A 10,272-nucleotide genomic window follows, 5' to 3' on the forward strand; every position below is an offset into this window, starting at 1 on the left:
ACCACGCACCACCACGCACCACCACGCACCACCACGCACCACCGCCGCCGTGCGGCTGTGCCGTCACGGCGGCGGCGGTGCGCCTGTCGGGGGTCAGCGGGAGACCGCCGAGCTCACCCCCTGCCCGGTGCCCAGGGCATGTCCCGCGTCGCCTCCCACTCCCGGGCCGGCGACCAGAGCCGCCCGTCACCGCCCGCGGCACCGTCACCGCCTACGGCACCGCCGGTCGCGGCCGACCGGTGATGGTGGTCCGCACGCTGGATCCCGACCGTGTAGGTCCGGGTGACCGCACCGTTCGCCGAGGTCACCGTGATCGTGCGGGTGGTGAACCTGTGCTGCGACGACGAGACGGTCGAACTGCCGTTGGTGACCTTCACCCGCGCGCCGGACTCGGCGGCCACGGCGCTGACGGCCGGGATCCTTCCGCGCCTCGGCCAGTCCACGACGTACGTGCTCACCTCCGGATCGAAACCGTCGATCGCCACGCCCCCCACGGTGATCGCGGAGGCGTCGGCGACACTGGCCTTCGTGGCGTCCGAGAAGTTGGTCACCGTGACCGACCCGTCGGCGTTCACGACCACGTCCGCCGCCATGGCCGCCGCCAGGTTGATCCGCTGCCAGCTCGGCCCGCCGGTCCCGGTGAGGTCGAGCGGGTACCCGGAGTCCGTCGCGGTCTGCTCCAGGACCTGGGTGCGCTGCTCGTCGGTGAGGCCGGGGAAGGCCGTGATGAGCAGCGACGCCGCGTCGGACGGCGCCTTCAGCACCTGGCCGCCCTTGCCGACCTGGGAGAACCCGTAGGACAGCCGCCGCGTGTACTGGTCGATGTGCTGTGCCGTGCTCGCTCCGGCGTAGGGGTCGCCCGCGCAGGCCGTGAGCGTGTCGCCGTATCCCTCCTTCGCGCACTGCGCGAGCAGTACGTTCTCGATCTCGGTGTGGGCCTGTGTCAGCAGTTTCTCGAAAGCGGGGTCCGCCCATCGGTGGGCCACGGTGGCCTGGGCGGTGACGCGGCCGCCCATGACGTCGAGCGGGTAGTGGAAGCCCAGGACGAGGCGGTTGTCCCCGTACTCCGAGGTGCGGGCGAGGATCGACGGTGCCAGGTCCGGCAGCAGCGTGGCGAGGATCGTCCCGGCCTCGTAGCCGCCGTAGGTGTGGCCGCTCGGGTAGGAGCCCTGTCCCGCGAGGCCGCTGTACGAGCTGTCCTGCGACTCGTAGACGGCGCCGCCGTCGCCGGTGAAGCCGAGCCGCACGTACGGGCGCAGGTAGTCGTAGTGGTCCTTCGCCGCGCCGTGGGTGTCGAGGTTCTTGGTGACGCGGGAGAACAGCGCGCTGGTCTTGGGCAGTTGGCCTTCCTCCAGGGCATCGCGGTAGATCGGGCCGAGCCGGGAGCCGAGGCCGTCGGCCATGGTGACGGTGGCGCTGTTCGTGGCGTCCACCTCGGCACGGTCGACCTGCTTCTGCGACGCCGCGTTGTTGACGCTCACGGTGATCTTGTCGTTCTCCGCGCTGAGCGGGGAGCCCGCGGGCAGCTCGGTGTTGGCGCCGAGGGTGCTGGAGGGGAGGTCGTCGAAACCGCTGAGGAGCTTGTTGAAGTAGTCGGTCCCGTCGTCGGTCTTCGGCCACGCGTCCGACGCGTACGTCGCGTTGAGCACGTCGTCCGGGAAGGGGGACGGCTCGTACGGTTCGTCGTCCGCCGGGGCGGTGGACGCGGTGGAGGCGGTGGAGGACGTGGAGGACGTGGTCGTCGACCCGGCCGCCGGGTCCGGGTCGGCCGAGGTGCCGGCCAGGGTGACGGCGGTCACGGTGGCGGTGTGGGTCTTCGCCCTGCTCGCGGTGGCGAGGAGCGCCGAGTCCGTGGTGCCGGACACGTGCGCGGTGGTGCCGTCGTCGAGTGCCACGGTGTAGCCGATGACCGGGAATCCGCCGTCACCGGCGGACCGCCAGGTCACGCGGACCCGCTCGCCGTCGGTGACGACGGCCGTGACGGTCGGCGTCTGAGGCTTGTTGCCGCCCGCGACGGCGGGCCGGGTGGCGGCGCTCGGGGCCGAGTCGCCGAGGGCGTTGACGGCCCGGACCCGGGCCGTGTACGACGTGCCGGACTTCAGCCGGGTGAACACCGTGCTCCGGCTGTCCGGATCGGCGATCTCGACCTGGTGACCGCCGCTGAGGGTGATCTCGTAGCCGGTGACCGGGGAACCGCCGTCGTCCTTCGGAGCGGACCAGGCGACCTTCACGCTCGTGCCGGACGGGGTCGCCGACACCGCGTCGGGCGCGCTCGGCACCGTCCTGCGCTTCGTGGTGAGCCCGGACATGGCACGGTCGAGGGCGGTGCGGCGCGCGGTGAGGGTGCTGTCCGCCGCCGCGTCGTCCGCTACGGCGTCCTCGGCCCGGGTGAGCGCGGTGGTGAACGCCGACCAGGAGGCCTCCGTGTAGCGCTCGTTGTCGAGGGCGGACGCGGTGGCGACCAGGTTCTCCAGCCTGAGCCTCGGGAGCGGGACCAGTTGGTTGGCGGCGAGGGTGAGGCTCCGGGTCCGCAGGTCGGCCTCGAGCTGCGTCGCGTCGTCGGCGCCCAGGAGGTCCCGGGCGGCGGCGAGTTCGCGCCGGAACACCCCGAAGTCGATCGTGCCGTACCGGTCCGCGTCGTCGGACAGGCCCTCGTACTGGTCGACCGCCTTGCGCAGCGCGGACAGGTCCGTCTCGGCGGGCGCCTCGACGTGGTCGAAGGTGATCTGGCCGAGGTTGGCGACGTACGGGTGCGAGGCGTCCGCGTTCGTCGTCAGCCGCAGGTGCACGCCGTGCGTGCCGGTGACGGCCTCGGGCAGGGTCAGGCTGGTCGTCCCTCCCGACGACCACGAGCTGCCGGTGACCGGCAGCGGGACGGTCGCGTACGGCGTACCGGGGTTGTCCGCGTCGAAGGAGTCCAGGTAGAGCTGGACGGCGGAACCGGTGCCGCAGCGGGCGGAGTTGTTGACGTAGGTGAGGGTGACGGTGTTCTTCGGGGAGTCGCCGAAGTCGATGTTCCCGTAGTCGAGCCAGGCGCCGTCGTAGGTGCCGCCGAGGCTGGTGGCGGAACCGGCGTCGCTCCAGGTGGCCGGCTCGCTCTTGAGTCCGCCGCCGCTGTCCGCCTCGAACGCCGTGGCGTCGAACACCACCGGGGCGTCCGCCTCCCGGGTCAGGGTGAGCGAGTGGACGTTGGCCACGTAGGGCTGGGCGTCGGTCTGCGTGCTGGAGACGAAGACGGCGTACACGTCCTGGACGCCCGCGAAGACGTCCGGGTCGAGCCGCACGCTGGTCGTGGAGACCGTTCCCCAGCCCGAGCCGGTGTAGTCGAGGGGGACGGTGACGGCCGTCGGGCCGTCCTTCGAACCCAGGCGCAGTTCGATGTGCGAGTCCGACGCCGCGCGGGAGCGGGGCTTGTCGTAGCTGACGGCGACGGTGTCGGCGCCGTCACCCAGGCCGGTGTCCCGCCACTCGGCCCACGCGCCGTTCGTCACGTTCTCGAAGACGCCGTTCGACAGCTTCAGCGGCAGCGAACCGTCGCCGGTCGCCGTGGTGTTGGCCGTGGTCAGTGTGGCGAGTGTCGTGGTCGGGGAGGTGGACGGGGACTCGTCGGGGGAGAACTGGAACCAGTCGAAGTTCGACACCCACTGCTGTCCCGACGGGGCGTGGAACACGAACGTCGCGCTCGACGCGTCCAGCAGGGCGTCCGGGTCGGTGACCGCCGCCTGCACCGTGGTGTAGTACTGCCAGCCGCCGGTGCCGGGCAGTTGGACGGTGGCGACGACCGGTCCGTCGGCGTCTCCCGCATGGATGTCGACGCTGCTCGGCTGCGCCGTCGTGGCCTGCGAATTGGCGTAGCGCACGGAGACGCTCCGCGGCGCGACCCCGCCGAAGTCGAGGCCGTCGAACTGCTCCCACGACCCCTCGGTGACTCCGCCGAGGTCGCCGTCCGAGTAGTACGCCTCCTTCACGAGGCTGGGGCCTTCCATCCGGTCGGGGTCCTCGGCCTGGAGGACGGCGTATCCGCCCTCGTCGAGGGTGAGCGCGTCGACGGCGGACCGCAGCGCGTCGTGCGCGGCCATGAGCGTGCCCGTCGCCGAGCCGGAGTCCGCGAGGACGGTCCGCGCGCGTTCCAGTGCCGCCCGGAACAGACTGTAGGAGCCGTCCGAGTAGTTGCCCTCGCGCACCAGCGACGCCTCGTCGGTGAGGGCGTCGAGGCTCTTGCGGTGCACCGCCGCGGCCGACACGATCAGCGGGTCGGTCACCGACACGCCGGTGCCGCTCACCGTCGAGGCCGGTACGCCGTGGGCGAAGGCCCGGTCGCGGAAGGTGAGGCCGACGCGTACGTCGGTCTTCGTGGTGCCGGTGAGCTTCAGCGACGCCGTGCGTCTGCCGGTGACCCGCAGGTCGGCCTCGAGCCCGTCGGGGAGGCCGGTCACGCTCGCCGCGCCGGTCCGGGTGAGGCTGGTCCCCTTGCGTGCGGCGAACGACGCCCTGCCGGACAGGCGGAGCTTGACCCGCGCGCGGACGGTGCCGTCCGCGACGGTTTCGACGCTGTCCGGGCGGGCGGAGACGACGGTCGTGCCCCTGCCCGGCCCGGGGTCGTCGCCGTCGTCGCCCGTGTCGGTGTTCAGCGAGTACGCGGGCTCGCTGCGGGCGCCCCAGGACGACGGCTCGGAGCCCATGTCGAACTTCAGGGTGCCGCCGGAGACGATCTGCGAGTAGTCGAGCCACGTGTTCGAGAACCGCTTGCCGTTGAGCGTCGCGCGCTGCACGTAGTAGTCGCTCGGCGAGACCCCGTCGGCCTTCACCGTGAACTCGGCGCCATTGGCGTAGCTGATCGTCGTGGAGTCGAAGAACGGGCTGCCGATCTGGAACTGGCTGGAGCCCGCGGTCACCGGGAACAGCCCGAGGGCGGCGGCCACGAACATCGTCGACATGGTGCCGGCGTCGTTGTCCATGGTCGGCAGGAAGCCGTCCGGGGCGAGTTCGTAGGCCTTGGTCTTCACCGGCGGCCTGAACTCGCCGCCGGAGCTGGGCGCCTCGTTCGTGGAGCCCGTCGCGATGTACCGGTTCCAGGTCTCGCCGGTGTAGATGGCGCGCACCCACTTCTGCGTCAGGCTCGGCTCGCCGACGTAGTTGAAGAGGTAGGGCGCCTGGAGGTCGATCTCGTTGGCGTTGGAGTGCAGCATGGTCGAGCCGTCGTCGGCGTCCGAGTCCTCGCCGAACATGTGCCGGATCGCCGCCCTGCCGGCCTTCTCGCCGCCCATGGCCTCGATGAGCCCGCCCATGTCGTACGCGTCGTACCAGTGGTACTGCCAGAGGGTGCCCTGGTAGAGCTTCGCCTCCTCGAACTTCTCGTAGTCGACGCCCTGCCAGTCGCCGTCGCCGTCGCGCGGGGTGAGCAGACCGACCTCGGTGCCGTCGGCGGCGGTCCAGGCGCCGGGCTTGACCAGGTTGTCGATCGCCATCGTCGCCTGCTCGCGCAGCTTCTTCGCGTCCGCGTCCTCACCGAGCGCGTCGGCGATGACGGAGAGCGCCCACTGGTCGTAGCCGCGCTGGACCGTCGTACCGGGGTCACCCGTGACGTACCCCTGCCGCAGCTCCGTTCCCGTGTAGTAGCCGGTGTACGACTTCAGCGCCGGGTAGGCCTCGTCGAGCCGGTCGAAGTCCTTGTAGCCCTTCGACACCGCGTCGGCGATCACCACCGCCGAGCGTTCCCAGCGCACGGTCGGCACCGAGTGGGTGAGACTGCCGAGGTTCTTGCCGGAGGCGTGCGCGTCGGCGAAGAGGATGACGGCGGACTGCACCATGTCCCGGTAGGTGGCCGGGTCGATGTAGGCCTCGACGGAGTACTTGCGGAAGTCGTCCCAGGTGGACCAGCCGTCGTAGTACGTGAAGCCGTTCGCCTTGTGCACCGCGCCGTCGACGCCCCGGTAGGTCCCGCTGGTGCTGGTGGCGTTCACCGGCAGCGCGTACATGCGGTACAGGTGCGTGTAGAACTGCTTGGTGAGCGTCGAGTCGGGGTCGGCCTTCCTGGAGGCCTTGACGGCGACGGCACCGAGCGTGCTGTTCCAGTCCGCCTTCGCCTGCGCCCGCACCTCGTCGAAGGTCCGGCCCCGCACCTCGCTGTGCTGGTCGGTCGCGGCCTGGTCGGCGCTGATCGGCGACAGCGTGACGCGCAGTTCGATGTCGTCGCCGTCGGCCTCGTCGAACCCGAGGACGGCTCCGGTGTCGGTGCCGTCCCGCGAGGTCGCCTCGCTCAGCGTGCCGTCGTTGCCCCAACTGCGCAGGGACGTCACGGGGGCGTTCGTGGTGGCGTAGTAGTACAGGCGGTACGAGGCGCCGTTGAACGACCCCGCGACCAGCCCGCTGATCGCGGTGGTCCCGTCCTTCAGCGTCGTCGCGTCCAGGGTCGAGCGGGTGCGGCTGGTGAAGTTGTTGGCGAGGTCGAGGACGAGCTGGGGCTGCGCACCGTCGGGGAAGCTGTACCGCTCGATCGCCGTGCGCGTCGTCGCGGTCATCTCGGCGTCGATGGTCCCGGAGGGGGCCCCGAGTCCCACCCGGTAGTAGCCGGGCGTCGCGGTCTCGTCGTCGTGGCTGTACGGGTGCGCGTACGTGCCGGTGGCCGGGCGGCTGTCGTACCGCTGGGACGTCGGGACGACCAGCAGGTCGCCGCCGCCGCCCGAACCGCCCACGCCGTCCAGGTTCGTGGCGGTGAACCCGGCGATGTGGTCCTCGTTGTAGTCGTATCCGGAGTGGTTGCGGCCCGGCACGGTCATCGGGTTGACCTTGGCCAGGCCGTGCGGCGCCTGCGCGCCGGGCAGGTCGTTGCCGTCGTCGCCGGCGGTCGACACGAACGGGTCGACCAGCTTCGTGTAGTCCGTCGTCCCGCCGGACGCTTCCCCGGACGCGGAAGCGGAAGCGGACGCCGTCGTGGCGGGTACGGCCGAGGCGGTGCCGCCGCCCGTCAACACGCCGAGGCCGAGCGCCCCGGCGAGTACCGCGGCGACCGTCGCGCGCAGGGCTCGGGGCCCGGCCGACCGTATCGGTGGTCTCTTGGATCTGTCAGGCATGACGAGCACGGACCCTTTCCCCTGAGGACAACGTTGTCAACCGACACCCGAAACACGCGCCTCGGGTCAACGCATCCGCCATCACATAGGGAGAAGTCATACAACGGGGAAACGCAGTTCGTACAGAGCCTTCACGCGATCGCCCGCGTCGGAGTCAGCCCACCGTCTGGGTGCCGATGACGGAAAGCAGCCGCAGCCTGTCGTGGCTCTCGGAGCCGGGGGTGGCGGTGTAGACGAGCAGGAGGTGCGACTGGTCGGGGTCGACGAGGGTCTGGCAGTGCAGTTCCAGCGGTCCGACCTCGGGGTGGCGGAAGTGCTTGACGTGGCTGGGGCGGACACCCACCTCGTGCGTGTCCCACAGGGTCCGGAACTCCTCGCTGCGCTCCAGGAGGAAGTCGGCGTAGTGGGCCGCCCGGGAGCCCGGGCCCCGCACGGTGGCGATCTGGCGAAGTCCGGACGTGAACACGCGGGAGAGCAAAGCGTGTTCCTCCGGCGCGTACAGCGCGCGGGTGGCCGGCAGGGTGAACCAGCGGAAGCCGATACTCCGTTCCGGTCCGGTGAACCGGGTGGTGTCGCCGGTCAGGGCCACCCCGAGCGGGGTCTGGCGCAGGGTCTCCCCGAGTTCGGTGACGATCTCGGCGGGGGTGTCCGCCAGGCGGTCGAGGATGCGCAGCAGGCCGGGGCCGACGTGTTCGCCGACCGTGCCGCGGACGGGTGGATTGTGCCCGGCCAGCCGGAACAGGTGGTCGCGCTCGTCCAGGGACAGATGCAGGCCCTGCGCGATCGAGGCGGCCATCTGCTCGGAGGGCTGGGGGCCGCGCTGCCGTTCCAGACGCGCGTAGTAGTCCGTCGACATGTTGCACAGCGCCGCCACCTCCTCGCGGCGCAGGCCACTGGTCCTGCGGCGCTGTCCCCGCGGGAGTCCGACGTCCTCGGGCTGCAGCAGCTCCCGCCTGCGCCGGAGGAACGCGGCAAGACCGGTCCGGTCGATCTCCATGGCGTCCTCTCTTCGGTGCCGCTTCCCTTTCTACCGCCGACGCGACGGCGCAGCCACGGACGGCCGATCCCCCTCTCCGGCACCCAAAGTGGCTCCAGCCTGCTCGAAAACAGGACGTGACCTGCGGAAACGAAACGGGGGCGCCATGCCTCGGCCCCGCGGTCAGGGGATCGGCAGGCCCTGCACCGGCATCGCCGATTCGGTCACGGTGGAGGCAACGACGCCACGAGGGAGCGAACCATGCCACGCACCGACTTCGACATCACCGTCCCCGAACTGTCCGGCAAGCGCGCGGTCGTCACCGGCGCGAGCGACGGCATCGGACTCGGCATCGCGACCCGCCTCGCGGCCGCCGGCGCGGAGGTGCTCCTGCCGGTCCGCAACCCGCGCAAGGGCGAGGCGGCGCTCGACGCGATCCGCGCGGGGGTGCCCGACGCGGACGTCTCACTGCGCACGCTGGACCTGTCCTCGCTCACGTCCGTGGCCGCGCTGGGCAAGACCCTGCTGGCGGAGGACCGCCCGATCCACCTGCTCGTCAACAACGCCGGGGTCATGACACCACCCGAGCGCCAGACGACCGCGGACGGATTCGAGCTGCAGTTCGGCACCAACCACCTCGGCCACTTCGCCCTCGTCGCCCACCTACTGCCGCTGCTGCGGGCCGGCCGGGCACGCGTGACGTCGCAGGTCAGCGTCGCGGCGAACCAGAACGCCATCAACTGGGACGACCTGAACTGGGAACGCTCCTACGACGGCAGGCGCGCCTACAGCCAGTCGAAGATCGCGTTCGGGCTCTTCGGCCTGGAACTCGACCGCCGCAGCGCGGCCGGTGACTGGGGCATCACCAGCAACCTGTCCCACCCGGGCGTCGCCCCCACCAGCCTGCTCGCCGCCCGCCCCGAACTGGGCCGCACCCGGGACACCGCGGGCGTGCGCGTCATCCGCGCCCTGTCCGCCCGCGGCATCCTCCTCGGCACCGTCCGCACCGCGCAGCTCCCCGCGCTGTACGCGGCCACGTCGCCGCAGGCCGAACGCGGAGAGTTCTACGGCCCCAGCGGCCCGGGCCACCTCGGCGGCCCGCCCGCACGGCAGAAGCTCTACGGCCGGCTGCGCGGCACGGACGACGCCCGTCGGATCTGGGAACGGTCCGAGGAACTGGCCGGGGTGCGCTGCTCCTGACCCCTCTCCCGCAGGCGTCACGGGGACGTCGTCACGGGCAGTCCCGCCACCATCGGGTGGTCGTGCCCCACCGCTCCGAACCCCGCGGCACCGCCCGGCGTGCCGAGTTCGGTGAAGAACTCGGTGTCCGCCATGCGGAACTCCGACCACTCCTGAGGTGTGTCGTCCTCGAAGAAGACGGCCTCCACGGGGCAGACGGGCTCGCAGGCCCCGCAGTCCACGCATTCGTCCGGGTTGATGTACATCTTGCGCGGGCCCTCGTAGATGCAGTCGACGGGGCACTCGTCGACACATGCCTTGTCCTTGAGGTCAACGCACGGCTGGGCGATGACGTAGGTCATGTGAGTCCTCCACGGTCCAGGTGTCGTTGCCGGCGAGGAGCACGGCGAGGTCGCCCTTGCCGTACCGCTCCACGGCGGTGTCGAGTTGATCGGCCATGAGTGCGTCGTACGTGGGGCGCTCCACGTCGTGGAAGACGCCGATCGGGGTGTGGCGCAGGGTGTCCGGGTCGGCGAGTCGGGAGAGGGCGAAGGCGGTGGTCGGGGACGTGGAGTGCGCGTCGTGGACCAGGATCTGGGACTCGTTCTCCGGGCTGACGGCGACCACGTCGAGGTCGCCGGTCCGCGGATTCCGTACGACGCCCTTGGTGCCGTCGGTGCCGAAGCGGATGGGCTGCCCGTGCTCGAGGCGGATCACCGCTTCCTCGGCCTGCTGCCTGTCCTTGAGGACCTCGAAGGCGCCGTCGTTGAAGATGTTGCAGTTCTGGTAGATCTCGATCAGTGCCGTGCCGGGGTGTTCGGCGGCCTGGCGCAGGACCTCGGTGAGGTGTTTGCGGTCGGAGTCGACGGTCCGGGCGACGAAGGACGCCTCCGCGCCGAGGGCGAGGGAGACCGGGTTGAAGGGTGCGTCCAGTGAGCCCATCGGGGTGGACTTGGTGATCTTCCCGGCTTCGCTGGTGGGGGAGTACTGGCCCTTGGTCAGGCCGTAGATCCGGTTGTTGAAGAGGAGGATCTTGAGGTTGAC

At 71.1% G+C, this 10,272-nt stretch carries 5 protein-coding genes; 1 reads left to right on the plus strand and 4 read right to left on the minus strand.

The genetic code is table 11. The features are described 5' to 3' along the window. Positions 1–113: 113 nt before the first annotated feature. Both KUM40_RS14015 and KUM40_RS14020 read right to left on the minus strand, forming a co-directional pair. Positions 114–7,073 carry a glycoside hydrolase domain-containing protein gene (locus tag KUM40_RS14015; protein ID WP_217166191.1) on the minus strand — a complete coding sequence of 2,320 codons (6,960 nt, stop codon included), beginning with the start codon at positions 7,071–7,073 and terminating at the stop codon, positions 114–116. Between the two features lie 154 nt (positions 7,074–7,227). Continuing rightward, positions 7,228–8,070, minus strand: coding sequence for a helix-turn-helix transcriptional regulator (locus tag KUM40_RS14020; protein ID WP_217166193.1), 843 nt, complete (start codon positions 8,068–8,070; stop codon positions 7,228–7,230). A 240-nt stretch (positions 8,071–8,310) separates the two neighbouring features. Here KUM40_RS14020 and KUM40_RS14025 point away from each other — a divergent pair, with 240 nt between their 5' ends. Then, positions 8,311–9,249, plus strand: coding sequence for an SDR family oxidoreductase (locus KUM40_RS14025; RefSeq protein ID WP_217166195.1), 939 nt, complete (start codon positions 8,311–8,313; stop codon positions 9,247–9,249). A 17-nt stretch (positions 9,250–9,266) separates the two neighbouring features. On the opposite strand, the gene fdxA is transcribed toward KUM40_RS14025, so the two are convergent. Both fdxA and KUM40_RS14035 read right to left on the minus strand, forming a co-directional pair. Further along, a complete protein-coding gene (gene fdxA / locus KUM40_RS14030; RefSeq protein WP_217166197.1) occupies positions 9,267–9,590 on the minus strand; it encodes a ferredoxin in 324 nt (107 codons plus the stop codon). Further along, positions 9,559–10,272: thiamine pyrophosphate-dependent enzyme (locus KUM40_RS14035; RefSeq protein ID WP_254395069.1), on the minus strand; the 714-nt coding region annotated here is incomplete at its 5' end. The genes fdxA and KUM40_RS14035, both read right to left, overlap by 32 nt.

This window comes from Streptomyces sp. AC512_CC834 (genome assembly GCF_019049325.1).
In the GTDB taxonomy this organism is placed as follows: Bacteria; Actinomycetota; Actinomycetes; order Streptomycetales; family Streptomycetaceae; genus Streptomyces.